At 67.8% G+C, this 23,900-nt stretch carries 25 protein-coding genes and 1 pseudogene; 11 read left to right on the top strand and 15 right to left on the bottom strand.

Annotated elements, in window-relative coordinates:
- Nucleotides 1-53 precede the first annotated feature (53 nt).
- Complete coding sequence (gene larE, locus M6444_RS10145; protein ID WP_298326417.1) at nucleotides 54-905, bottom strand: ATP-dependent sacrificial sulfur transferase LarE; 852 nt, start codon at nucleotides 903-905, stop codon at nucleotides 54-56.
- Between the two features lie 38 nt (nucleotides 906-943).
- Between larE and larB the strand changes: the two genes are divergently transcribed.
- From larB to M6444_RS10130, 3 genes are read left to right on the top strand one after another with little or no spacing between them, the layout of a single operon-like run.
- Complete coding sequence (larB, locus tag M6444_RS10140) at nucleotides 944-1,717, top strand: nickel pincer cofactor biosynthesis protein LarB (RefSeq protein WP_298326414.1); 774 nt, start codon at nucleotides 944-946, stop codon at nucleotides 1,715-1,717.
- Nucleotides 1,714-2,931, top strand: a complete 1,218-nt coding sequence (gene larC, locus M6444_RS10135) for a nickel pincer cofactor biosynthesis protein LarC (protein ID WP_298326409.1) — start codon at nucleotides 1,714-1,716, stop codon at nucleotides 2,929-2,931. The genes larB and larC overlap by 4 nt, the downstream gene beginning before the upstream one ends.
- Nucleotides 2,918-4,315, top strand: a complete 1,398-nt coding sequence (locus M6444_RS10130) for a class II fumarate hydratase (RefSeq protein ID WP_298326406.1) — start codon at nucleotides 2,918-2,920, stop codon at nucleotides 4,313-4,315. Before larC ends, M6444_RS10130 begins: the two co-directional genes overlap by 14 nt.
- 24 nt (nucleotides 4,316-4,339) lie before the next feature.
- Here M6444_RS10130 and M6444_RS10125 read toward each other — a convergent pair whose 3' ends face one another.
- Nucleotides 4,340-5,074, bottom strand: coding sequence for a hypothetical protein (locus tag M6444_RS10125; RefSeq protein ID WP_298326404.1), 735 nt, complete (start codon nucleotides 5,072-5,074; stop codon nucleotides 4,340-4,342).
- A gap of 138 nt (nucleotides 5,075-5,212) precedes the next feature.
- Nucleotides 5,213-6,553: a PhoH family protein gene (locus M6444_RS10120; protein WP_298326401.1), complete on the bottom strand. Its 1,341-nt coding sequence runs from the start codon at nucleotides 6,551-6,553 to the stop codon at nucleotides 5,213-5,215.
- 468 nt (nucleotides 6,554-7,021) lie between these two features.
- Here M6444_RS10120 and M6444_RS10115 point away from each other — a divergent pair, with 468 nt between their 5' ends.
- From M6444_RS10115 to M6444_RS10100, 4 genes and pseudogenes are all read left to right on the top strand, one after another.
- The gene (locus M6444_RS10115; RefSeq protein WP_298326398.1) at nucleotides 7,022-7,909 is read left to right on the top strand and encodes a helix-turn-helix transcriptional regulator; all 888 of its coding nucleotides are present in this window, start codon (nucleotides 7,022-7,024) and stop codon (nucleotides 7,907-7,909) included.
- 225 nt (nucleotides 7,910-8,134) lie between these two features.
- Complete coding sequence (locus M6444_RS10110) at nucleotides 8,135-8,380, top strand: DUF397 domain-containing protein (RefSeq protein ID WP_363326314.1); 246 nt, start codon at nucleotides 8,135-8,137, stop codon at nucleotides 8,378-8,380.
- A gap of 369 nt (nucleotides 8,381-8,749) precedes the next feature.
- A pseudogene (locus M6444_RS22975) lies at nucleotides 8,750-8,950 on the top strand (DUF397 domain-containing protein); the annotation flags it as partial.
- A 386-nt stretch (nucleotides 8,951-9,336) separates the two neighbouring features.
- Entirely contained in the window at nucleotides 9,337-9,528 is a 192-nt protein-coding gene (locus M6444_RS10100) for a hypothetical protein (protein WP_298326390.1), read from the top strand.
- A 7-nt stretch (nucleotides 9,529-9,535) separates the two neighbouring features.
- Here the strand turns inward: M6444_RS10100 and M6444_RS10095 are convergent, their stop codons facing one another.
- The gene (locus tag M6444_RS10095; RefSeq protein WP_298326388.1) at nucleotides 9,536-10,297 is read right to left on the bottom strand and encodes an isoprenyl transferase; all 762 of its coding nucleotides are present in this window, start codon (nucleotides 10,295-10,297) and stop codon (nucleotides 9,536-9,538) included.
- Nucleotides 10,298-10,495: 198 nt separating this feature from the next.
- Between M6444_RS10095 and M6444_RS10090 the strand changes: the two genes are divergently transcribed.
- Nucleotides 10,496-11,185 (top strand): hemolysin III family protein, encoded by a 690-nt coding sequence (locus tag M6444_RS10090; RefSeq protein ID WP_298326387.1) that lies wholly within the window; start codon nucleotides 10,496-10,498, stop codon nucleotides 11,183-11,185.
- Nucleotides 11,186-11,207: 22 nt separating this feature from the next.
- Here the strand turns inward: M6444_RS10090 and M6444_RS10085 are convergent, their stop codons facing one another.
- The 5 genes from M6444_RS10085 to mca all read right to left on the bottom strand — a co-directional run bounded on the left by M6444_RS10085 (nucleotide 11,208) and on the right by mca (nucleotide 15,703).
- On the bottom strand, nucleotides 11,208-13,262 hold the full coding sequence (locus M6444_RS10085; RefSeq protein ID WP_298326385.1) for a thioredoxin domain-containing protein: 2,055 nt from the start codon (nucleotides 13,260-13,262) through the stop codon (nucleotides 11,208-11,210).
- A 317-nt stretch (nucleotides 13,263-13,579) separates the two neighbouring features.
- The gene (locus tag M6444_RS10080) at nucleotides 13,580-14,038 is read right to left on the bottom strand and encodes a VOC family protein (RefSeq protein ID WP_298326383.1); all 459 of its coding nucleotides are present in this window, start codon (nucleotides 14,036-14,038) and stop codon (nucleotides 13,580-13,582) included.
- Between the two features lie 36 nt (nucleotides 14,039-14,074).
- Entirely contained in the window at nucleotides 14,075-14,497 is a 423-nt protein-coding gene (locus tag M6444_RS10075) for an AraC family transcriptional regulator (RefSeq protein ID WP_298326381.1), read from the bottom strand.
- Between the two features lie 100 nt (nucleotides 14,498-14,597).
- Nucleotides 14,598-14,825 (bottom strand): hypothetical protein, encoded by a 228-nt coding sequence (locus M6444_RS10070; protein ID WP_298326379.1) that lies wholly within the window; start codon nucleotides 14,823-14,825, stop codon nucleotides 14,598-14,600.
- Complete coding sequence (gene mca / locus M6444_RS10065) at nucleotides 14,822-15,703, bottom strand: mycothiol conjugate amidase Mca (RefSeq protein WP_298326376.1); 882 nt, start codon at nucleotides 15,701-15,703, stop codon at nucleotides 14,822-14,824. Before mca ends, M6444_RS10070 begins: the two co-directional genes overlap by 4 nt.
- 197 nt (nucleotides 15,704-15,900) lie before the next feature.
- Here mca and M6444_RS10060 point away from each other — a divergent pair, with 197 nt between their 5' ends.
- A complete protein-coding gene (locus tag M6444_RS10060) occupies nucleotides 15,901-16,308 on the top strand; it encodes a DUF4307 domain-containing protein (RefSeq protein WP_138978161.1) in 408 nt (135 codons plus the stop codon).
- Nucleotides 16,309-16,464: 156 nt separating this feature from the next.
- Nucleotides 16,465-16,971, top strand: coding sequence for a transcription elongation factor GreA (greA, locus tag M6444_RS10055; protein WP_298326370.1), 507 nt, complete (start codon nucleotides 16,465-16,467; stop codon nucleotides 16,969-16,971).
- 942 nt (nucleotides 16,972-17,913) lie between these two features.
- Here the strand turns inward: greA and M6444_RS10050 are convergent.
- The 5 genes from M6444_RS10050 to ilvA all read right to left on the bottom strand — a co-directional run bounded on the left by M6444_RS10050 (nucleotide 17,914) and on the right by ilvA (nucleotide 22,375).
- Nucleotides 17,914-18,771: an ABC transporter permease gene (locus M6444_RS10050; RefSeq protein WP_298326367.1), complete on the bottom strand. Its 858-nt coding sequence runs from the start codon at nucleotides 18,769-18,771 to the stop codon at nucleotides 17,914-17,916.
- Nucleotides 18,768-19,763 (bottom strand): ATP-binding cassette domain-containing protein, encoded by a 996-nt coding sequence (locus tag M6444_RS10045; RefSeq protein ID WP_363326317.1) that lies wholly within the window; start codon nucleotides 19,761-19,763, stop codon nucleotides 18,768-18,770. The genes M6444_RS10050 and M6444_RS10045 overlap by 4 nt, the downstream gene beginning before the upstream one ends.
- A gap of 92 nt (nucleotides 19,764-19,855) precedes the next feature.
- On the bottom strand, nucleotides 19,856-20,251 hold the full coding sequence (locus M6444_RS10040; RefSeq protein WP_298326569.1) for a DUF2089 domain-containing protein: 396 nt from the start codon (nucleotides 20,249-20,251) through the stop codon (nucleotides 19,856-19,858).
- Entirely contained in the window at nucleotides 20,251-21,090 is an 840-nt protein-coding gene (locus tag M6444_RS10035; protein WP_298326361.1) for a hypothetical protein, read from the bottom strand. The genes M6444_RS10040 and M6444_RS10035 overlap by 1 nt, the downstream gene beginning before the upstream one ends.
- Nucleotides 21,091-21,148: 58 nt before the next feature.
- The gene (ilvA, locus tag M6444_RS10030) at nucleotides 21,149-22,375 is read right to left on the bottom strand and encodes a threonine ammonia-lyase (protein ID WP_363326313.1); all 1,227 of its coding nucleotides are present in this window, start codon (nucleotides 22,373-22,375) and stop codon (nucleotides 21,149-21,151) included.
- A 96-nt stretch (nucleotides 22,376-22,471) separates the two neighbouring features.
- Here ilvA and M6444_RS10025 point away from each other — a divergent pair, with 96 nt between their 5' ends.
- Nucleotides 22,472-23,455, top strand: coding sequence for a TIGR03557 family F420-dependent LLM class oxidoreductase (locus M6444_RS10025; RefSeq protein ID WP_298326356.1), 984 nt, complete (start codon nucleotides 22,472-22,474; stop codon nucleotides 23,453-23,455).
- On the opposite strand, the gene M6444_RS10020 is transcribed toward M6444_RS10025, so the two are convergent.
- Nucleotides 23,452-23,900 (bottom strand): PLP-dependent transferase (locus tag M6444_RS10020; protein ID WP_298326354.1); only part of this gene is annotated, 449 nt, incomplete at its 5' end. The genes M6444_RS10025 and M6444_RS10020 overlap by 4 nt on opposite strands.

The following is a 23,900-nucleotide window of genomic DNA, read 5'->3' as shown; positions in this document are numbered from 1 at the left end:
AACGTTGTGGTGTTCAGAGCTCGATTGCCTGTGCGTTTGCATGGCCGCTTCCCTCAGACCAGGGGCAGGGAGCGTCGCGCTCCCTTGGTGTTGAGGCTGCCCGGTCGGTAGCCGTCGAGGTCGACCGTCACGTGCTCGAACCCCGCGGCGCGCACGCCGGCGCTGACCTCGTCTCCGCGTTCGAGCACCGCGGCGACGTCGTCGGGCGCGACCTCGATGCGCGCGGAGTCACCGTGGTGGCGCACCCGCACCTGCTGGAACCCCAGGTCGGTCAGCACACGTTCGGCGAGGTCGATCTGGTGCAGCTTTTCCGGAGTCACCGGGTCGCCGTAGGGAATCCGGGAAGCCAGGCACGCCATCGCGGGCTTGTTCCAGACCGGCAGCTCGAGCTCGCGAGCCAACTCGCGTACGTCGGCCTTGGTCAGGCCAGCTTCTCGCAACGGCGCGCGCACGCCGTGCTGGATGGCCGCAGCCCGGCCGGGCCGGTGGTCGCCGGCGTCGTCGACGATCTCGCCGTACGCGACGGTGGCGAACCCGCGCTCTTCGGCGACTCGTTCCAGCCGCCCGAATAGCTCGTCGCGGCAGAAGTAGCAGCGATTGCGCGGGTTGGCGGCGTAGCGGCTGTCAGTGACTTCGTCGGTGTCGACGACCTGCGCCTGGATACCGATGGCCCGCGCGACGTCCAGCGCGGCCTCGAGCTCGCCGCCGGGCAGCGACGGGGAGCGGGCGATGACGGCCAGCGAGCGGTCAGGACCGAGGACGTCTCGGCACACCCGCGCCAGCAGGCTGGAGTCGACACCCCCGGACAACCCCATGACGACGGAGTCGAGACCAGCGACGATGTCACGCAGAACGCCCAACCGACCTGGGGCGACGCCCAGATCGGGGCTGGGTATGCTCAGCATCGTCGATCAGATTCCCCTTCGCTGGGAGTGCCGGACGCGTGCCAGTGTACCCATCGCCATCTGACCTCGAACTGCTGCTGAAGTCGGTCGCCGACGGCACAGTGAGCGCCGAGTCGGCGGCGTCGACCGTCGAAGCGTGGCTCGGCCGCAATACGGACATCTGGCCTGATCATGGACGGCCTGATCGAACCGGTGAGCCGGAGGTCGTGCTCGCCGCGGCGAAGACTCCGGACCAATGCGCCCGGGCGGTGGCCGAACTCCTGCATGGCGAAGCTCCGGTGCTGGTCACGCGGGCGGATGCGCAGGCCGCGGCAGCCGTGCGCGAGGTCGCGCCGCAGGCGCACTACGACGAGCTGGCGCGCTTGGTCGTCGCGCGTAGCGCCCGTCCCGAGGACGCTCCGCCCGGCACGGTGGCCGTCGTCACCGCCGGTACGAGCGATATGCCGGTCGCCCGCGAATGCGCCGCCGTACTCGAAGCGTTCGGCGTCGATGTGCGGTTCGTCACCGACATCGGCGTCACCGGCGTGCACCGCACGCTGACCGCCACCCGGACGCTCACCGACACCGACGTGGTGGTGGCGGTGGCCGGGATGGAAGGCGCGTTGCCGACGGTTCTGGCGGGACTGGTGACCCAACCGGTCATCGCCGTACCCAGCAGTGTCGGCTACGGCGCGACGTTCGGCGGCCTCGCCGCCCTGCTGAGCATGCTCGCCTCGTGCGCGCCTGGCGTCAGCGTCGTCAACATCGACAACGGCTTCGGCGCGGCCATGGTCGCCCGCCGCATCTTGACGGCGCGAAGGCCGCGGTCGTGAAGGCCGGCCATCTGCTGTGCGAGCAGGGCGTCTCCGGCGACATGTGGCTCGGGGCCTTGGTCGACGCGGGCGCCCGCATCGAGACGATGCAGGCGGCGGTCGACGGGCTGGGGCTCGGCGACATCGAGCTGGTGGCCACGCCGGTCACCGAGCACGGCCTGGCCGGCACCCGTGTCGAGGTCCGGGTGCCGGACAGTGTTCGCCGGTTGCGGACGATGCGCGAGGTGGAGGCGGTGTTCTCCGCCGCCAGCACGCCGTCCCCCGTCCTGACCGTGGCGATGGAGGTCTTCCGGGCGCTCGCGCACGCCGAGGCGGCAGCGCACGGCAGTGAACTGGATGCCGTGCACTTCCACGAGCTCGGGCACCCCGACACCGTGGCCGACATCGTCGGCGCGTGCGCAGGAGTGCAGGACCTGGGGCTACAGCGCCTCACCGCCGGCCGGGTGGCCGTCGGCTCCGGCAGCGTGAACACCGATCACGGCCGCCTCGCCGTGCCGCCTCCCGCGGTACGCCACCTGCTCACCGGTTTCACCGTCGTGCAGGGCGACCAGCCGCGCGAGCTCGCCACACCCACCGGGGCCGCCCTGCTCGCCGCCTTGACCACGCCCGCCCCGCTCGGGCCGATGCAGCTCACCGGTACCGGCACCGGCGCCGCCGCGCCCCGCGCCAGCGGGACCAGCACACTGACCCTGCTGGTGGGCGAGGCCGACGATGCAGCCGCCACCGCGGCCGTGGTGGTGGAGGCCACCGTCGACGACCTCAGCCCCGAGCTCGTCCCGTATGTCCTCGACACCTTGCGCGAGTACGGCGCACACGATGCCTGGGCGGTTCCGGCGCTGATGAAGAAGGGGCGGCAAGGCTGGACGCTCACCGCGCTGGCCGATCCGGGCGCCCTGGCCGAGCTTCGCGAGATCCTGTCCCGCGAGAGCGGAACGTTCGGCGTTCGCTGGCACCACGTCACCAAGCATCCGCTCGAGCGACGGTGGACGCAGACCGTGGTCGACGGCTTCACCGTGCGGGTGAAGATCGCCGAGGCCGACGGCGCCGTGGTGCGCCTGGCCCCGGAGTACGACGACGTGAGCGCGGCGGCCCGGGCGCTGGGTCGGCCCGCGCGTGAGGTGTACGACGACGCCGCCGCCCAGGCTCGCGCCCAGACGCGCCATGATGGAGGCCCGAGCGATGAGAACAGGAGTACGGCCAGTGGGAACGAGTGAGCAGGAGTACCGCGTCGAGCACGACACCATGGGCGAGGTGCTGGTACCGGCGACGGCGAAGTACCGCGCACAGACGCAACGAGCCGTGGAGAACTTCCCGGTCTCCGGCACCCCGCTGGAGCCGTCGCTGATCCACGCCCTGGCCACGATCAAGGGCGTCGCGGCGTCGGTGAACGCCGAGCTCGGAGTACTCGACGCCGACGTCGCCAAGGCCATCCGCGACGCCGCGGCCGAGGTGGCCGAGGGCCGCTACGACGATCATTTCCCGGTCGACGTCTTCCAGACGGGCTCGGGCACGTCGAGCAACATGAACACCAACGAGGTGCTGGCGACGCTGGCCGGCGAGCGACTCGGCCGCCCCGTGCACCCCAACGACGACGTCAACGCCTCGCAGTCGAGCAACGACGTCTTCCCCACCGCGATCCACGTCGCCGCCACCAAGGCCGTGGTGCGCGAGCTCGTACCCGCCTTGCAGCACCTCGAGCGCGAGTTGTCGCGCAAGGCCGCGGAGTTCGGCGCGGTGGTCAAGAGCGGGCGCACGCACCTGATGGACGCCACCCCGGTCACTCTCGGCCAAGAGTTCAGCGGCTACGCCGCCCAGGTGGCCTATGGCATCGAGCGCGTGGAGGCGGCGTTGCCCCGCGTCGCCGAGGTTCCGCTCGGCGGCACCGCGGTCGGCACCGGCATCAACACCCCCCACGGCTTCGCCGCCGCCGTCGTCGAGCGGCTCGCGGCCGAGTCCGGGTTGCCGTTCACCGAGGCGCGCAACCATTTCGAGGCCCAGGGTGCACGCGACGGCCTGGTGGAGCTGTCCGGGCAACTGCGCACCATCGCGGTGTCGCTGACCAAGATCTCCAACGACATCCGCTGGATGGGCTCCGGACCCCGTGCCGGACTGGCCGAGATCGCGTTGCCGGACCTGCAGCCCGGATCGTCGATCATGCCCGGCAAGGTCAACCCGGTCATCCCGGAGGCGCTGTGCATGGTCTGCGCCCAGGTCGTCGGTAACGACGCCGCGGTGACCTTCGCCGGCGCCTCCGGCTCGTTCGAGCTCAACGTGATGCTGCCGGTCATCGCCCGCAACGTGCTGGAGTCGATCCGGCTGTTGAGCAACATCTCGCGGCTGTTCGCCGACCGTTGCGTCAACGGGATCGAAGCCAACGAGCAGCGCTGCCGCGAGTACGCGGAGTCCTCACCCTCGATCGTCACGCCGCTCAACCGCTACATCGGCTACGAGGAAGCGGCCAAGGTGGCCAAGCAGGCGCTGGCCGAGCGCAAGACGATCCGCGAGGTCGTCGTCGAGCGAGGCCTGGTGGCCAACGGGTCGCTCACCGAGGCCCAGCTCGACGAAGCGCTCGACGTCTTGCGCATGACCCACCCGTGAGCGGGTGGGTCATGCGCGTGTGGATCAGTACCAGTGCGGCGACTGGGACTGCCAGAAGCTCCAGGCCGAACAGGGCGTGCCGTATCGCTCGTCGATGTAGGCCAGGCCCCACTCGATCTGGGTGATCGGGTTGGTGCGGTAGTCGTCGCCGAACTCGGCCATCTTCTCCGGCGGCAGCGACTGCGGGATGCCGTAGGCGCCGGACGACGGGTTCTCGGCGGTGTAGTCCCAGTTCGACTCGTTCGTCCAGAGATCCTGGAGGCACGAGAACTGTTCCTCGCCCCAGCCGTAGTCGCCCATGAGCTCGTGCGCCACGGCCTGCGGGTCGGAAACCGCCCGCTCGACGGAGCGGGCAGCGGACCTGGCCGCAGCCTCGCGTTCGGCTTCGGCCCGCGCCTGGGCGTCGGCCTTGGCTTTCTGCTCGGCCTTGGCCTTGGCCTTGCGCTCGGCCTTGGCCTTGCGCTGTTCCTCGGCCTTGGCCTTCTGCTCGGCCTTGGCCTTGCGCTGTTCCTCGGCCTCGGCCTTCTGCTCGGCCTCCGGCTGAGCGCCGGCCTTCAGCTTCTCTGCGAGGGTCGTCCGGTCGTCCTGCCCGGTGATGCCGGGCCCGGAATATATGGTCGACCCCAGGTCGGCGGTGGTTTTTCCCGACCTGGGGGTGTCACTCGTGGCACTGGCCACCAATGCCGCGAGGGCAACGATGGTGAAGAAGAATCCGAGGCCGGTGAGTTTCCGGCGGAAGTCACGGCGTCGTCTATGCACGTCGTTGGAACCTTTCCGTAGGGCTCCAACACGGTGCTACAGAAGCAAGATCTATACCAAATCGTGACAACGTGACGTTTGACACGCCGGGGCGGCATCCTGTAGGGGATCAAGGCGCCGCCCCGGCGACCACATGGCTCAGCGCGGCAGATCCTCGAGCATCTCGGTCACCAATGCCGCGATCGGCGAGCGTTCCGACCGCGTCAACGTCACATGCGCGAACAGGGGATGGCCCTTCATCTTCTCCACCACGGCGACGACGCCGTCATGGCGCCCGACCCGGAGGTTGTCGCGCTGACCGATGTCGTGGGTGAGAACGACCCGAGAGTTGGATCCGATCCTCGACAGCACCGTGAGCAAGACGTTGCGCTCGAGCGACTGAGCTTCGTCGACCACGACGAACGAGTCGTGCAACGACCGGCCTCGAATGTGTGTCAGGGGCAGGACCTCGAGCATGCCCCGTTCGACGACCTCGTCGACGACGTCCTGGGTGGTCAACGCGCCCAGCGTGTCGTAAACAGCCTGCGACCAGGGATTCATCTTCTCGGCCTCGCTACCGGGCAGGTAGCCGAGTTCCTGACCGCCGACGGCGTACAGCGGCCGGAACACGACGACTTTTTTGTGCGCTCCGCGCTCCAGGACCGCTTCGAGCCCCGCGCACAACGCCAGGGCGGACTTGCCGGTACCAGCACGCCCACCGAGGGAGATGATCCCGATGTCGTCATCCAGAAGGAGGTCGAGCGCGATGCGCTGTTCGGCTGACCGCCCGTGCAAGCCGAACGCCTCCCGGTCGCCACGCACCAGGCGCACGTGCTTGTCCGGCGTGACCCGGCCCAGCGCGCTACCGCGCTCGCTGTGCAGCACCAAGCCGGTGTGGCACGGCAGTTCCCGCGCCGGCTCGAGGTCGACGAAGCCGGAGCGGTAGAGCTCGTCGATGACGACGCCACCGACTTCGAGCTCGGACATGCCCGTCCAGCCGGACTCCACCACCGACTCGGCGCGGTACTCTTCGGCCGGCAACCCGACCGCCGATGCTTTGACCCGCATCGGCAGGTCTTTGGACACCAAGGTGACATCAGCGCCCTCAGCGGCCAAGTTGCGCGCGACGGCGAGAATGCGCGAGTCGTTGTCGCCGAGCCGGAAGCCGGCCGGCAGGACGTCGGGATCGGTGTGGTTGAGCTCGACGCGTACCGTGCCGCCCTCGTCGCCCACCGGCAGCGGGACGTCCAGGCGACCGTGCTCGGTGCGTAGCTCGTCGAGCAGCCGCAAGGCGGATCGCGCGAAGAATCCCAGCTCGGGATGGTGGCGTTTGGCTTCGAGTTCGGTGACGACGACGATCGGCAGAACGACCTCGTGTTCGGCGAAGCGCAAGATCGACCACGGGTCGGCCAGCAGCACGCTCGTGTCGAGCACGTAGGTGCGGCAGCCGGTGTCGGCGCTGGCGGTACGGCGGCGAGTGTGATTCTTGGAAGCGGCCACGTCCGTCTCCCTCACGCCTGAGTGCACCCTGACGGCTCAGGCGTCTATATCGCGCGGAGAACCGGGACCGGGCCCACCGGGCCGGGTGCCGGCCCTCCGTTCGCGCCGAGGTAGCAGCACGTAGGACGGGCCTCCCGGACGGTCGGCTTGGACCCCGACCGTCATGCACAAGGCTACCGCGACACGCGATCTACGCGACCGGACACGCGCACACACCGATGCTGCGAATCGCCAAGACCGCACTTGACATCGCGCGACGTTCAGGCGTAACCGTTAGCGATCGGCGCGGTGATCATCGAAATGATCAGCGTGCCGAAAGGTCTTGACGGATGATCGACAACGTGTACGTTCGTTGGGTGGGCGGTAGCACTTTCGGCTGATCGCTAGGGTGGACCACGAGTTCGGCGCCGTGCTGAGGCCAGCTCGGGGTGGTTGACCAGCGAGAGTGCGACATAAGAAAGGTCGGCGATGACGGTAGGTCCTTCGGACAACAGCACGTCCGGTGGCAGTCTGGGCGGCGCGCCTACAGCGCGGCGGATGGTCCTTGGGGCGCAGTTGCGCCGGTTGCGTGAGGCAGCCGGTATCTCACGAGCCGACGCCGGCTATCGGATTCGCAGCTCCGAGTCGAAGATGAGCCGCATCGAGCTCGGCCGCGTCGGCTTCAAAGAGCGCGACGTCGCCGACTTGCTGACCATGTACGGCGTGGACGATCCCGCCGAGCGCGAGGCGTTCCTCGAGATGGTCAAGCAGTCCAGCCAGCCCGGCTGGTGGCAGCGCTACTCAGACGTCATACCCGGCTGGTTCAACAACTACGTCGGGCTCGAGGAATCCGCCTCCCGGATCCAGACCTACGAGCTTCAGTTCGTTCCGGGTCTCTTGCAGACCGAGGACTACGCCGCAGCCGTGGTCGGTCATGGCGGCGCGAAATCCGGCGAGAGCGTCGAGCGACGGCTGGATCTGCGGCTACGCCGCCAGAAGAACCTGACCCGTCCTGACGCGCCGCGCCTGTGGGCGGTCATCGACGAGTCGGTGCTCTATCGGCCCATCGGTGGGCCCAGCGTCTTGAAGGCGCAACTCGACGCTCTGCTCGAACTCAGCAGCCAGCCCAACGTCTCGCTGCAGATCTTGACCTACGCCAAGAGCGGCTATGCCGCCGAGGGGTCGTTCTCCATGCTGCGCTTCGCCGAGAGCGAGCTGCCGACCGTGGTGTTCGTGGAGCACCTGACCGGCGGCATGTACCTCGACAGCCTGGAAGACGTCGAAGCGTACGGGCGCGCCCTCGACCGGCTCGCCGTCGACGCCGAGACTCCGGAAGTGAGTCGGCAGCTGATTTCGAAGAGGCGTACGGAAATTTAGCCATGCCGGGCTATTCGCCCGCGAGCTGACAGTTCATCAGGCGACAGCCATCGGCTGTCGCCTGCTCTTTGTCATGCCCCGAGTCTCGTGCGTCTGCACATCTCTCCGCACATTCGGGTGCACGGATTTCTGCATATGCATCCACACCTGCGTTCGCTCGTGCTAAGTTCTGTTGCACAGCTAGATGCACGTGCAATCGCATCCCCCATTTGGGATGTCAGAGACATGGAGGTCATCGTGGACGAAGTCTTCAACGGCATGCCTGCCGAGCAGGTGCCCGGAGCGGTGTGGCGGAAGAGCTCGTACAGCGGCGCCCAGGGCAACTGCGTCGAGGTGGCACACCTCCCCAGCGGTAGCTTCGCCCTGCGGAACTCCCGTCACCCTGACGGCCCGGCGCTGGTCTACACCCGCGCGGAGATGGAGGCTTTCGCCGCCGGCATCAAGGACGGCGAGTTCGACTGGGCGAACTGAGGCCGCCTACTCGTCGCAACCTGGGAAGCGGCGAATGGTCGTCATCACTGCAGACCGATACCGAATTGGCTCGGCCTACTCGGTACGGAACACTGCACACAGCACCGGGTGCGTACCGATGTATCGGTACGCACCCGGTGCTGCTTGTTGTGACAGCCTCGGCCCGACGTTGCGTTTTCGCATGTCAACCCATAGGTCACCGGATGGGTCGGCCCGGTTGCACCTTCTCTTGCAAGGAATTTCTGCATGTGCATTCACACAAGCGCGTCCCCGTGCTAGGTTCAGTGGATCTTGGTGCATGTGCAGACGCAGCTCCCACTTGGGACGTGCAGGAAGGTGTGACGTTTCGTGAACGCGATCTTCAACGGCATGCTGGCGGGACGATTCGCCCCCGTGACATGGCGCAAGAGTTCGTATAGCGACACGGAAGACACCTACGTCGAAGTGGCGGAGTTGCCGAGCGGCGACGTCGCCGTCCGCAGCTCTCGCGATCCGGAGGGGCCCGCGCTCGTCTACACCCGCGCCGAGATGGAGGCCTTTGCGGCCGGCGTCAAAGACGGCGAGTTCGACTGGGCCGACGACGGCGACCTGTCGCCGCGTTCCGGGGACGCGGCGACAGGCGTCGAGTCCGTTCACCGACAGGCTGTTGCGCACGCAGGCCCGGTCCTGCAACACCGTCTGGTGGACGACGATCTCCAGGGTGTCGCCGACACCGTGATCACCGGCGAAGCCGTACTGGATCGGGCGGCCTCGGAGCGCCTGCTGCGCGTGCTCGGCGCGGTCGTGTCACTGCACCGCAGTCACGACGTCGACGATCACGGCCGGTGCGCCATCTGCCGCCCCAAGGGCCTGCTGCGTTGGTGGCGGCGCAGCACCTGCTCGGTCCACGCCACGCTCGTCACCCATCTCGGTTACGTCAACGCTGTATCCATGCAGCGCGACCGGTAGAGGAAGTCATGTCCACGACATCGAGTCACCAGGACCCGTCTGCCCACGGCGCCCGCCGTAACCTCTCGGCGTCGACGCCGAGCCTGCATCACCGGACCACAGCCTCCACGCGGGCTGCGGTGGCCGCGTACAAGCTGGTGATCTGGGCGACGGTCGGTTTCGTCGTCCTCGCCCTGCTCAACACCGCGATGGGCCGCTGAGGGCCGCTCAGCGCCCGAACCGTCGTTCGCGCTCGGTGTAGCTGCGAACCGCCCGCAGGAAGTCGACCTGGCGGAAGTCCGGCCACAACGCTTCGCAGAAGTAGAACTCCGCGTTGGCGCTCTGCCACATCATGAACCCGGACAGTCGCTGCTCACCGCTGGCGCGAATGACCAGGTCGGGATCGGGCTGGCCTTTCGTGTAGAGGTGCTCGGCGATGCCCTCGACGGTGATGATCTCAGCCACCTCTTCCAGCGAGGCGCCTTTGGCGGCGTGCTCGTGCAGCAACGCTCGTACGGCGTCGGCGATCTCGCGCCGGCCGCCGTAGCCGACCGCGACGTTGACGTGCATACCCGACAACCCACGGGTGCGGTCGGCGGCATCCTTGAGCACCGTCGCGGTGCGGTCGGGCAGCAGGTCCAGGGCGCCGACCGGATGCACCCGCCACCGCCCGGTGGCGGCGATGTCGTCGATGAGGTTCTCGATGATGCCGAGCAGCGGCACCAGTTCGTCTTCAGGCCGGTTCAAGTTGTCCGTCGACAGCATCCACAGCGTGACCACGCCGACATCGAGTTCGTCGCACCAGCCCAGAAACTCTCGTGCCTTGGCCGCACCCGCCTGATGCCCGCTGGACGTGGGTGCGCCGAATGCGCGGGCCCAACGCCGGTTGCCGTCCATCAAGACAGCGACATGCCCCGGTAAGCGCTGGCGGTCGAGGCTCTTGCGGATTCGCCGCTCGTAGAGCCGGTAGACGAGGTCGCTCAGACCCATCGACCGCAGCACCTCCAGCCTTCGCGCGGGCATCGGCGACCGGGACGGATATCAGCCGCCATGGGCGATACCTCCGGTACCGCTCTAGGCGCAGAGACTACTCCCACCCACGGCCGATGACGTGAATTCCCTTCCGGTGGCGCCGTCGTGACCGACTCCGGGTCGTTGGTGCCGGTGTTTTCCACTACCGTGAATGGGGTGTCCCTCGACGATCACCTTCGCGACGCCGTCGCCGCGGTCAAGCCCCGCCTTCGCGGCTGGCTGCACATGGCCACCTTCCCGCTGGCGGTCGTGGCCGGAATCGCGCTGGTCGTCGTCGCACCCTCACTGCAAGTCCGGATCAGCGCCGCGATCTACACCGTGACCGCGGCGCTGTTGTTCGGCGTGAGCGCGGTGTATCACCGCGGCCGCTGGACACCACGCACCCAAGCGGTCTTGCGGCGCCTCGATCACGCGAACATCTTCCTGATCATCGCCGGCACCTACACCCCGTTCACGTTGCTCCTACTACCGCAGCTTCAGGCGCAGATCCTGCTCACGCTGGTCTGGGTGGGCGCGCTGCTGGGGGTCGGTTTTCGCGTGCTGTGGGTGGGCGCGCCGCGCTGGCTGTACGTACCCATCTACATCGCGCTGGGCTGGGCTGCGGTGTTCTGGATCCCGCAGTTCGCCGCCAATGGCGGCGCTGCCGTGGTCACGCTCATCATCGTCGGTGGGCTGATGTACACCCTCGGCGCCATCGTCTACGGGATGCGCAGGCCGAACCCGTCCCCGCGCTGGTTCGGCTTCCATGAGGTGTTCCACGCCTTCACGCTCGCTGGCTTCGCCAGCCATCATGTCGGCATCTGGCTCGCTGCCTTCGGCGGCGCGGGTGCGGTCGCGGCGACATGACGGTGGCGGGACGAGTTCAGAGTCACCTGGACGCGGACATCTGAGCCCGGAGCTGGTCGACATCACCGGTCGGCCGGTCGCAGACGAATCCGCGGCACACGTACGCCGCCGGCGCCCCGTCTACCAGCCCACGCCCACGCAGCAGCGGGACAGCCGGCTCATCGGCGACTGCGGATTCCGGTGCTGCTGACACCACGACCGCCCCGGGGGACGTATGGCGCAAGGCGGTGTGATGCAGCGCCGTCGTTCGCGGATCGTCGGCGGGTCCGACGATGGCCACCTCGACCGGTCCGGCGAGGACGGCTTCGGCGACAGCCAGCCCCCAGCCGGCGAATCTCGGCGCGCGAGCGGCCAGCGCGTCGTAGATGCCCAACGCGTTCTCCGCAGCGGCCCGATGCTTCGCCGAGCCGGTGTAGGCGGCGAAGCGCAACAGCGCACCAGCGGCCGCAGACCACCCGGCTGGGGCCGCGTTGTCGGTCGGGTCCTGTGGGCGGCGCAAGTCGGCGAGTCGTACGTCGGTCTCGTCGGCCGCGGTGTCGAAGAACCCGCCGTGGCCATCGGCGAACGAGGCGAGCACGACCTCGAGGAGCTGCTCTGCCCGGGCGAGCCACACCGGATCGCCCGTGACCGCCAGCAGCGTCAGGAAGCCCTCGGCGACGTCGCCGTAATCCTCGAGCACACCCGGGTGATCGCCGGCGCGGCCGTCGCGCGAGATCCGTCGCAACCGGCCGTCGTCGCCGAGGTGCACCCGCACCAGCAGCTCCGCACAGCGCGCCGCCGCAGTCACCCAGGCCGGTTCGTCGAACAGCGCTCCGGCCTCGGCCAGGGCCGCGATCGCCAGGCCGTTCCATGCCGCCACGACCTTGTCGTCGCGCGCGGGCCGCGGCCGCCGCGACCGCGCGGCGCGAAGCCGCTGACGTACCTCCTGCCAGCGCTGCGCATCATCGGGATCGTGCGGTAGTTGCAGGGTCGATGCCCCGTCCTCGAACGTACCGGCTGCGGTGACCCCGAACAGCTGCGCGGCCCAGTCGCCGTCATCCGGGCCGAGCACCGCTCGAAGCTCGTCGGGCGTCCACACGTAGTACGCGCCTTCGCGTGATTCGCCGGTCTCGGGGTGCGGCGAATCGGCGTCGAGGGCGCTGGCGAACCCACCGTCCTCGGTACCGAGTTCGTCGAGCAGGAACTGCGCGGTCTCATGCACGACCCGAGCCGCCGTCGGCGAACCGGTTGCCCGCCACCAGTGCGCGTACACGCGCATCAGCAAGGCGTTGTCATAGAGCATCTTCTCGAAATGCGGGACCACCCAGCCGGAGTCGACGCTGTAGCGAGCAAAGCCACCGCCGAGTTGGTCGTAGATGCCTCCCCGGGCCATGCGTTCGCAGGTCACGTCGACCATGGTCGACGCCTTCTCGTTCGCGGTACGCGCGTGATGACGCAGCAAGAACTCGAGCACCATCGACGGCGGAAACTTCGGCGCCCCACCGAAGCCACCGGCAGCGGGGTCGAATTCGGCGGCCAGCCGCGATACCGCCGCGTCGAGTCGCTCGGCGTCGGGGGCCTGGGCAGCACCCGTCGGGCCGGCGGTACCCAGGCTGGCGGCGATCTGGCCCGCAGCCGCGGTCACCTCGTCGCGACGATCGGTCCACGCCTGCACGACGGCCTGCAGGACCTGCGTGAACGACGGCATCCCGTGCAGCGGCTGCGGCGGATAGTACGTGCCCGCGAAGAACGGCCGGCCGGCGGGCGTGAGGAACGCGGTCATCGGCCATCCGCCCTGCCCGGTCAACGCCTGCACGGACTCCATGTACACCGCGTCCACGTCCGGGCGTTCCTCACGGTCGACCTTCACCGCGACGAAATGCTCGTTCATGTAGGCCGCGACGTCGGGGTCCTCGAACGATTCGTGTGCCATCACATGGCACCAGTGACACGCGGCGTAGCCGACACTCAGCAGGACCGGCACGTCGCGCCGCTCGGCCTCGGCGAAGGCGTCGTCACCCCAGGGCCACCAGTCCACCGGGTTGTCGGCGTGCTGCCGCAGGTACGGGCTCAGGGAGTTCGCCAGTCGATTCGCCACGTTCTCCAGCCTGCCACGTTCGTGGCGCCTGGCCATCGGTGACGTCTGCGCGATGCGTCAGATGCGGGTTCGTCGCCCTTCGGTGCCGATGATTCGGCACCGAAGGGCGGCTGCCCCCCGGGCCCTCACTCGCATGCGCCAGCGAAGGCCCGTCGCCTTCTGAAGAGAACATTCATTCAGTTGACGACCATGGTGATCATGCACCCCTGGCCGCATTAGTGTCAATACGCCACAAAGCACGTTCTAAGTTGTCGAAGATGTGACGATCAGCGTGACGAGAATTCAATTATCATTCACACTCCGAATGCCCGCGCGGCTCAGGCACCAGGCTCGAAGGCGTCGGCCATCGCCTGCGCATCGAACGCCTTGTCGTTCAGTTCGTTGAGGCTGTACCAGTTGCCGAAATCATCGCGGAACACGGCTTCCACGCCATACGGCCGCTCGGTCGGCTCCTGCAGAAACTCCACGCCACGGGCGGAGTACTCTGCGAACGTCCGCCGGCAGTCGTCGGTATTCCAGGCCCCGGCGCTCAAGGCACCTTTGGCCAGCAGACTACGAATCATCGCCGCGGTTTCGTCGTCGTGCATCGGCGGGCCGGGAACGCTCAACGCCAATTGGAACTCCGGGCTGGCCGGCGGACCCACGGTGAGCCACCGGTAGCCATTCTCCATCGTGACGTCGGTTCTCAGTTCGAAGTGCAACTTGTCGATGAAGAATGCCAGCGCTTTGTCGTGGTCGTCGACGTAGACGCTCGCCACGCCAAGCTTGGTGATCATGGTGCCTACCTTTCGTCGGATGCTCCGACACTAAGGTCAGCCGACCCGCGTGGGCTTCTCCGAGATTGCTGGGTTCGACGGCTGCATCGAACGCGGGCGCGGGCCGCCTTCCATGAACAGATGGCACGCAGGAATCGGCAACGGACCCACCTTCCGAGCCGAGCGCCGGAAGGCCGACGGGGTCACCCCGACGAGCTCGTTGAACAGCGTGCTGAAGGAGCCCAGGCTGGCGAACCCGACGCGATGGCAGATGTCGGTCACCGTCAGGTCGGACGAACGCAGCAGCTCCTGCGCCCGCTCGACCCGCCGCCTGGTCAGGTATCGCCCCGGCGTCTCGCCGTACGCGGCACGAAACGCTCGAACGACATGGAAGCGGGAGTACCCCGCTGCTGCGGCGACCTGATCGAGCTCGAGCGGTTCGGCGTAGTGCCGGTCGATGTAGTCCCGGGCTCGCCGCACCGCGACGAGGGTAGCCACCGCGGCCGAACCCACCGGCGCCCGGACACGCCGAGCCCGCCCAACAGCCGGGGCCGGTTGAGGGATCGGCCGAGCCGTCGGGTCAGTCACCGCCCGACCCGTTGTGGTCCGTCCGCTCGGTTCGGCGCATGCGCTCTTCGTCGGTGACGCCCTGATCGTTGTAGTCGACCTTGCGTATCTGCTTGCGCATGCTGCGGTACAGCAGCACCAACGCCAGGGCCAGAAAAACGATGACCAGGAACCCGAGCACCCCCGGTCCGGGGACCACATTCGTGGATCCCTCGGCGAAGACCGCTGCGATCAGTGTCACGAGGCGCCTCTCATCCCCGTCCAGTCTCCCACCGTGGCACGCAATCCGTCGAACAGGTCGTCCTCCTGCGGCTTGTGGTCGACCAGGGAGCGCACGAGTTCGTAGTCCTCGGTGGGCCAAGCGGCTTGATGGACCTCGAGCGGGACCGCGAACCACGGCCCGTCGGGATCGATCTGGGTGGCGTGAGCCAGCAGGGCGCGGTCGCGCACCGGGAAGTACTCCGCGCATTCCACCTTGGTGGTGATGCGGTCGTCCCACTCCGGATCGGGCTTCCAGTCAGCCAGGCGTTCGACGTACGGCGACTCCAGGCCACGCCGGATCATCTCTTCGTGCAGGGCGACCATCCGACGCCGGTGGAAGGTGTGGTGGTAGTACAGCTTCGCCGGCTGCCAGGCCGGGCCCGCCTCCGGATACCGCTCGGGATCGCCGGCCGCCTCGAAGGCGGCGACACTGATGCGGTGGCACATGACGTGGTCAGGATGCGGATAGCCCCCACGCTCGTCGTACGTGGTCACCACATGAGGCTTGAAGCGGCGCATGATCTCGACCAACGGTTCAGCCGCCTGCTCGACGGGCATCAGCGCGAAGCAGCCCTCGGGCAACGGCGGAGGCGGGTCGCCCTCCGGGAAGCCGGAGTCGACGAAACCGAGCCACTCTTGACGCACCCCGAGGATGTCACGCGCGGCGGCCATCTCCTGCCGGCGGATCTCGCTGATGTTGGCCAGGACGTCGGGACGGTCCATCTTCGGGTTGAGAATGGAGCCCCGCTCACCGCCGGTGCAGGTCACCACGAGCACCTCGACGCCTTCGGCGACGTAGCGAGCCGTCGACGCCGCACCCTTGCTCGACTCGTCGTCGGGATGTGCGTGGACATGCATCAGTCGCAACGCTTCAGCCACCGGTACCCCATCGTTTCAGTTCCGAATACTCCTAGGACAACGCTTGCAGCCGACAACTTGTGCCCTGGGCCCTTCCCGCACCGCGTCAATGAGAAGATCGGCCTGCGTCGCCACCGACGAGACATAATGGTGCCGTACGCATCCGACATCGAAGACTCCACCCCAGGACCCCGCGCATGCCCGACAACCAGGCCGAGAACAGCGATCACCTCGCCGAGCGCTACGGTCGGCGGCCTTCGTCCGACCGCGGCGTCACCATCGCCGTGACCGCTGCCGTCATCGTGCTCACCGTGGTCGTCGGGTGGTTCGCCTTCCGCTCGGTCGACGATCCACTGCGGGTGGCGGTGCATTCGTGGGACGAGCCGCAAGGCGCCGCTCTCACCACCACCATCGAGATCGATCGCGACCCCGGAGTGGCCGCGACCTGCGACCTTGTGGCCCTCGACGAGCGGATGATAGTGGTAGGACAGTTGGAGTTGGAGATTCCGGCCGGGCCCGAGGATCATTTCCGAATGTCGGCTGACATCCCGCTGAAGGGTGATGGCATCGCGCCGGAGTTGCGCGAATGTCGCATCACCAACTGAACCACCTGCTTGACCTGCGGATATCGCCTTGAAGGCGAGAAGCTTGCTATCCTCGTAGATTCCCCGTCATCACGTGTTCCGGGCGGAAGGGCCCGGCGGTCAAGCACACCTACAACGCGTGTGACCGACGTAAAGATACTTCAAGGAGCAGATGCCGTGACCGCGACCAGCGATAACGTCGCCTGGCTCACCCAGGACGCCTACGACCGCCTCAAGCAGGAGCTCGAGTACCTGATGGGCCCCGCTCGCCTCGACATCGCCAAGCGAATCGAGGAAGCTCGCGCCGAGGGTGACCTGTCGGAGAACGGTGGATACCACGCCGCCAAAGAGGAGCAGGGCAAGCAAGAGGCCCGCATCAATCAGCTGCAGCAGCTCCTCCAGCGGGCGAAGGTGGGCGAGACTCCACAGGACGACGGGGTCGTCGAACCGGGCATGATCGTGGAAATCCGGTTCGAGGGCGACGACGAGGTCGAGAAGTTCCTGCTCGGCTCCCGTGAACTCGCCTCGCTGGACGACTCGGTCGAGCTCGACGTCTACTCGCTGCAGTCACCGCTGGGCTCGGCCATCAACGGCAAGAAGGTCGGAGAGACCGCTTCGTACGAGGCGCCCAACGGCAAGACCATCACCGTGGAGATCGTCGGCGCCAAGCCGTACGGCGCCTGAACATCGTCGTAGCGGGCCGTCGCCGTGAACTTCGGCGGCGGTCCGTCGTCGTGAAGAGGCGCCTGTCGTGGTGAACGGGCGCGCTTTGGTCGTCGTGAACGGGATCGTGGCCGTCGTGGTGAACGGGCGCGCTTTGGTCGTCGTGAACAGGGGCAACTCCTGTCGCCGTGAACGGGGCTCTCCCGACGTCCAGGGAGATCGCCCTCGCCGCCGCGATCGCGTGGGTGGACGATCATGAGCAGTTTGCGGCGCTCGAGCGCCGTGGGCGCCTCATGATCTTGCCTGGACGCGTTGTGCTTCTTCGGTCGTGAAGACCATCGTGCGCAAACCGACCCAGTCGTGAAGATCGTCGTGCCGATTCGGGCCGACTAGAGCGGCTGATTCACGCACGACGACGAAGACACACCACCAGGTGATCTGTTGCATCAACAGGCTTACACGCCTCGTGGAGCTGTCAGAATCCTCGTGCTCCGCACCTGCAATGGCAGCCGTACTGCAATGCTGGCCGCGCGCGCCCGAGCCGGGCCGTGACCGGGCCACCGCGCCCCGCGTGCATCGCCGCAGCCCGCCGGCAACGCCGGCCGCCCTGACGGCCACGCCGGCTGGTAGAGCGGTTCGCTGCCCAGGCAGCCAACGCGGCTGGTGCGCCGCCGAGCGAACCAAACAGCGATCCACCGCAGGCGAGCCAAACAGCGCACCGCCCCCGGCGAACCAAACAGCGATCCACCGCCCGGCGAACCAAACGCGGAAGCGCGCCCTAGAGCAAGCCAACTGGGCCGGCGCGCCACCAGGCAACCAAACGCGGAAGCGCGCCCTCGGGCAAGCCAACTGTGCCGGCGCCCCACCAGGCAACCAAACGGCGGTGCGCCCCCTTCGAAGGGGGCACACCGCCGTGGACTGTTGCGGCCTGGGCCGACTACGTCGGCGACCGATACGGGGCGCCTACTTGGTCGCGGCTGCCTTGTACTTGCGGATGGCCAGCGGGGCGAAGATGCCGACGATGATCACGACCCAGATCAGCGACAGCAGCACCGGGTGCTGCGCCGGGAAGTTGTCGGTCGAGAACAAGTTCGGGTTGCCGAACAACTCACGCGTGGCGGCCACGAACGCACTCACCGGGTTCCACTCCGCCACCGGCTGCAGCCAGTTCGGCAGGGTCGGGGTCGGGATGAACGCATTGGACAAGAACACCAGGGGGAACAGCCAGATCAGCCCAGCTGAGGCTGCCACCTGCGGGCTGCCGACGGACAGTCCGATGAACGCCCCGACCCACAACATGGCGAAGGCGAACAACAGCAATAGCCCGACCCCGCCGATGAAGCCAAGGGCGCCGTTCTCGATCTTCCAACCCACGAGGAGCCCGCACAGGATCATGATCGCCAGCACGATGACCTGATTGGCCAGGTCGGCGATGACCCGTCCGGAGATGACCGCGGACCGCGCCATGGGCAGCGACCGGAACCGATCGATGAGGCCCTTCTCCATGTCGTCGGCCAGCCCGACGCTCGCCGGAGCTACGGCGAAGGCCATCGTCTGGGCGAAGATACCGGCCATCAGATAGCGCTTGTAGGCCGTCGGGTCGCCCTCCATGCCCGGAATGGGGATGGCTCCGCCGAACACATAGGCGAACAACAGCACGAACATGATCGGCTGGATGAACATGTAGATCTGGTTGTCCGGCACCCGCCAGCCGCCACGGATGTTGCGCCACGTGATGGTCAAAGCGTCGTTGACCGCTTGCTTGGGCCCTACGCGGTTGGGACGTGCCGGCGACTCACGCTTCACATCGGTCGTGGTCACGATGCACTCCTCCCGGCCAGCTCAGGCTTCTCGGTCTCGTCCTCGGCGTGCCGGCCGGTCAGCTTCACGAACACGTCGTCAAGGGTGGGCCGGCGCAGCGCGATGTCGTCGATGGTGATGCCGGCCTCGTCGAGGTCGCGGATCACCTGGATCAATCCCTTGGAACCGGTGTGGGTGGGCACCGTGAGCTTGCGGTTGTGTTCGTCATGCTCGCACTGTCCCCCGCTGTTCAGGTTCAGGATCTGCTCAGCGCGCCCGGCCTGCTCGGGATCGTGGACCACCACCTCGATGCGCTCACCCCCGATCTGCGTCTTGAGCTCGTCGGCGGTGCCTTGGGCGATCACCCTGCCGAGGTCGATGACGATGATGTTGTCGGCCAGCGCATCAGCCTCTTCGAGGTACTGCGTGGTCAACAGGATGGTCGCGCCACCGGCCACGCGCTCGCGGATGACCTCCCACAGGTCGAGTCGGCTCGCCGGATCGAGGCCGGTGGTCGGCTCGTCCAGGAACAAGACCTCGGGCTGGACGATCAAGCTGCTGGCCAGGTCGAGACGCCGGCGCATGCCGCCGGAGTACGTCTTGAGCATCCGGTCTGCTGCATCGGTCAGCGAGAACTGCTCGAGCAATTCGTCGGCTCGCTTCTTGGCCTGCTTGCTCGACAGCTGGTAGAGGCGGCCGAAGAGCCAGAGATTCTCCCGCCCCGTGAGCGTCTCGTCGACCGCGGCGTACTGCCCGGACAGGCCGATCTTGGACCGGACGGCTTGCGGCTCTGACAGGACATCGTGCCCGGCCACGACCGCGCGGCCGGCATCAGGTCGCAGCAGAGTGGTCAGCATCCGTACCACCGTGGTCTTACCTGCGCCGTTCGGGCCGAGCAGCCCGACCACAGTGCCCTCGGGCACCTCGAGGTCGACACCCCCCACGGCCTTGACGGCCTTCTCCCCGGAGCCGAAGGTCTTGGCTAGGCCTTCGGCAGTGATCGCGTTCACGATGTGTCCCTTCTGTGATGATGATTGGAGCTTGTCAGACGCCACCGACAAGGTCGCCGCAGCGAGCGATGCCGACTCCGCCGTGGGTTTCGAACTCAGCTGAGCAACGCGGTGGCCTGGTCGAGATCGAGCTCACCAGCGGCGAGCTTGCGCAGCACCGCTTCGCGATCGACCTCGGCCGGCGCGGCCGCGGCGTCCCCCGTGTCCTCCAATCCGAGTCGCTGGAGCAATTCCGCGAATCGTTGGCGCGCCGTGGGGTAGCTGACACCGAGCTCGCGCGCCAGTTCTCTCATATTGCCGCGAGAGACGAGGAAGGTGCCAAGAATTTTCTGGTCCTGCGCGTCAAGGGAGCAGTAGGCACACGAGGCGAACCGTCCGGACAGCTCAGTGCCGCAGGACTCGCATCCCAGCCTCGTGACGTGCAGCTCCGCACCGCACACTGGGCAGTCTCCTGGCGGTTGATGCAGATGGCGGTGCGGGTCCGAAACCATCACCGGGTCCCTCCACTCGACGGTTCCGGAAGCTTCACCGTCACGTTCCCCATCACGACCTCGACGTCGATCTCGGCCGCACCAGTGCCCAGCACGATGTCGCGGTCACGCTGCGACTTCGGCCGTTCGTGCTCGGTGGTGAACCGGCCCAGCTGAACGTCTGAGCGCACCCTTACGTCGGAACCTTCGAGCAATGTCAGCTGCATCGACCCCGACTCACAGCGCATCCGCGAATGCCCGGCCAGCTGCAGCGTCTCGACCTGCGCTGAGCCGGCCTGCACCAAGAGGTCGACCGGGCTGCGCAGGCCGCTCACCCGTAGCGAACCCGCGGTCACCCGGACGTGATCGAGCGCCGGAACGTCGTCGACCCGCAACGAGCCGGCGATCGCCTCAGCCCCGACCGTGAGCCCGGGATTGACCCGGACACGCAGCTCGAGATCCTGCCCGACGTTTTGGAACCGGTCGGCGACCTCTCGCCAGCGTCCCCCGGCGAGCAGCACGAACGCGCCTTCTGTGGGCACGGCCTCGGTCTCGCCGGTGATGTTCAGAGTCGAGCCGTCACGGCGTACCGTGTGCTGGCCGTCGACGGCGACGGTGGCCACAGTGGGGTCACCGACGATGCGGACCCGCCTCGACGTTCCGCGGACCTGGACCCTGGTGATCTGAGGCACGACGTCAGCGCGTGCCGCACCGGCGCCGGACCCCGTCCGGGTGGCGCCAGCATCGGTCCGGGCCGACTCGGCCGCTTCGATCTCGTCGAGCAGGCGAGCCGCTTCGGCCGGATGGAGCTGCCCGGCGGCCACCTGCTCGAGGATCTCACGCGATGAGAGCGTCGTCATGGCTCCATGGTGCGCCACGACTTACCAAAACGTCAACTCTGTTTTACGAAGCGATAAGTCAGTTTTCCATAATGGTCACCGCGTAGCCGGATTCACCCAGCGTCCCCAGAACCCGGTCGCAGTGCTCCGGTCCCCTCGTCTCGACCTGCAACGCGATCTCGACCTCGTCGATCGACAGACTCGCACCCGTTCGTTCGTGGACGACGTCCAGCACGTTGGCGTCGACGCTTGCCAGCACGCTGAGCAGCCCGGCCAGCCCGCCCGGCGCATCGGGCACGCGCACGCGCAGGGACAGGTAGCGTCCCGCGGCCGCCATGCCGTGGCGGATCACCCGCAGCAGCAGCAGCGGGTCGATGTTCCCGCCGGACAGAACGGCGACCACCGGTGGCTCGAAAGCCCCCGGATCTTCGAGCACGGCGGCCACCGCGGCCGCACCGGCGGGTTCGACCACCAGCTTCGCGCGTTCGAGCAGCAGGACCAGCGCCCGCGACAGCGCCTCCTCGGACACCGTGGTGACGGAGTCCACGTACTTGCGGATCATGTCGAACGGAAGCTCGCCGGGGCAGCCCACGGCGATGCCGTCGGCCATGGTCGCCATCTGCTCCAACGGCACGGGCCGGCCGGCCTCGAGCGAGCCCGGGAAGGCCGCTGCCCGCTCAGCCTGTACACCCACGACCCGCACGTCCGGGCGGTTGTGGTGGACGGCGAGCGCGATGCCCGCCGTCAGGCCTCCGCCGCCGGTACCGACGACGATGGTGCGCACGTCCGGGCACTGCTCCAGGATCTCGGTACCCACAGTGGCTTGACCAGCTACGACGTCAGGATGGTCGAACGGGTGGATGAGGACGGCACCGGTCTCGGCGGCGAACGCTCGGGCAGCCAGCAGCGCCTCGTCGAGACTGGAGCCCACGAATCGCACGTCGGCGCCATAGGCGCGCGTCGCTCGCTCCTTGACGATGGCCGCACCTTCGGGCATGAACACCGTCGCCTGGGTGTCCAGCATGCTGGCCGCCAGGGCCACCCCCTGCGCGTGGTTTCCCGCACTCGCGGCGACGACCCCGTTGGCCCGCTCAGCCGCCGAGAGCCCGGCGATACGCACGTAGGCGCCACGAATCTTGAACGACCCCGCGCGCTGCAGGTTCTCGCACTTCAAGTGGACCGGCCCGCCGACGCGGTGGGCCAGCCAACGCGAGTCTTCGAGCGGCGTCGGCCGGACGACGTCACGCAACAGCTCCCGCGCGGCGTCCACATCGGCCATCGAAACGGTCTCTACCACGCCCGCCATCCTCCTCGTGAGATTCGGCCCCTCACCGCTGATCCTGTCACCCTGCGCCCGGATGGGCTCACGCCGCTGTCACTGTCAACTCGTAGAGTGTGGGACGTGAAACTCGCCTGGTTGTGCAGTCATGAGTCCTATCAGCCCGAAACGTTGCTCGAGCACGCGGTTCTCGCCGAGCGGGCTGGCTTCGACGTCGTCACCGGCGCCGACCACTTCCATCCGTGGGTCGACGACGAGGCCGCGGCCAGCTACGTGTGGACCTGGTTCGGCGCGGTCGCGCAGGCCACTTCGCGCGTCGAGCTCGCCACCAGCGTCACGGCACCGCTGTTCCGCTACCACCCCGCCTTGATCGCCCAGGCCGCCGCCACGGTCGACCGGCTGTCCGGTGGACGGTTCATCCTCGGCGTCGGCACCGGCGAAGCCATCAACGAGGCGCCGCTGGGCTACGAGTTTCCCGGCTATGCCGAACGCATCGCTCGCATGGCCGAAGCGATGACGATCATGCACGGCCTGTTGGCCGGCGACAAGATCGACGTCGAGGGTGAGTACTACCAAGCGCGCACCGCCAAGTTGTACAGCCCACCGGTCGGGACGGTTCCGGTGTGGATGGCCGCCGGCGGGCCCAAGTCCGCCACGTTCGCCGGCACACATGCCGAGGGCCTCATCACCAGCGTGAAGGACCCGCAGGACACCGTCGAGCGCGTCATCGAACCGTACCGGCAGGCAGCCGCCGAACGGGGCGCCAAGACCACCGTGATGGCGACCCGGTGGGTTGTCCTGGCCGGTAGTGACGACGAAGCGTGGGAAGCCTTGGCGTCCATGCGCGGTCTTCGCGCTCCCGGCCGGCTCGAGGTCGCCGACCCGATGGTCCTGCGTCAGCGCGCTGACGAGATGGACCGTGCGGAGATTCTCGGCAAGTACACGATCGTGCGTGATCTCGAGCAGCTCGCCGAGGCGTATCGGCCGTTGGTGCACGACGTCGGCGCGGACTACGTCGCGATTCAGGTCGCCAGCACCGACCCGACCGGCACCATCAAGCGCATCGGCGCCGAGGTGTTGCCCGCCCTGCGCGAGTGGGCGGCCTAGTCGGAGGACAGGGCCTGGGTCAGATCGGCGAGCAGGTCGTCGACGGTCTCGATACCGACCGAAAGCCGGACCAGGTCGCCCGGCACCTCCAGCGGGCTGCCGCTCGCGCTGGCGTGCGTCATCCGGCCCGGGTGCTCGATCAGCGACTCGACTCCACCGAGCGATTCGCCCAAGACGAACAGCCGTGCCCGGTTGCACACGTCGATCGCGGCCTGCTCGCCACCGTCGACCCGGAACGAGACCATGCCGCCGAACCGGCTCATCTGCTTGGCCGCAACATCGTGGCCAGGGTGCTCGGCCAAGCCGGGGTACAGCACCTGGCTCACCCGCGGGTGCTCTCGGAGCAGCGCCACGACCCGTTCGGCGTTGTCGCAATGCCGGTCCATACGCACGCCGAGCGTCTTGAGCCCACGTAGCACCAGCCACGCGTCGAACGGTCCGGCGA

This window comes from Haloactinopolyspora sp. (assembly GCF_027324685.1).
Classification (GTDB): Bacteria; Actinomycetota; Actinomycetes; order Jiangellales; family Jiangellaceae; genus Haloactinopolyspora.
This window is presented reverse-complemented; position numbering and strand designations above follow the sequence as displayed.

Coding starts and splice junctions, on each gene's coding strand:
- mca (WP_298326376.1), bottom strand. CDS start 15,703: ATGCATGTCCACGCACATCCCGACGACGAGTCGAGCAAGGGTGCGGCG.
- M6444_RS10040 (WP_298326569.1), bottom strand. CDS start 20,251: ATGGTTTCGGACCCGCACCGCCATCTGCATCAACCGCCAGGAGACTGC.
- M6444_RS10115 (WP_298326398.1), top strand. CDS start 7,022: ATGACGGTAGGTCCTTCGGACAACAGCACGTCCGGTGGCAGTCTGGGC.
- M6444_RS10095 (WP_298326388.1), bottom strand. CDS start 10,297: ATGGGTCTGAGCGACCTCGTCTACCGGCTCTACGAGCGGCGAATCCGC.
- M6444_RS10060 (WP_138978161.1), top strand. CDS start 15,901: ATGCCCGACAACCAGGCCGAGAACAGCGATCACCTCGCCGAGCGCTAC.
- M6444_RS10100 (WP_298326390.1), top strand. CDS start 9,337: ATGTCCACGACATCGAGTCACCAGGACCCGTCTGCCCACGGCGCCCGC.
- ilvA (WP_363326313.1), bottom strand. CDS start 22,375: ATGGCGGGCGTGGTAGAGACCGTTTCGATGGCCGATGTGGACGCCGCG.
- larE (WP_298326417.1), bottom strand. CDS start 905: ATGCTGAGCATACCCAGCCCCGATCTGGGCGTCGCCCCAGGTCGGTTG.
- M6444_RS10080 (WP_298326383.1), bottom strand. CDS start 14,038: ATGATCACCAAGCTTGGCGTGGCGAGCGTCTACGTCGACGACCACGAC.
- M6444_RS10035 (WP_298326361.1), bottom strand. CDS start 21,090: ATGACGACGCTCTCATCGCGTGAGATCCTCGAGCAGGTGGCCGCCGGG.
- M6444_RS10110 (WP_363326314.1), top strand. CDS start 8,135: ATGGAGGTCATCGTGGACGAAGTCTTCAACGGCATGCCTGCCGAGCAG.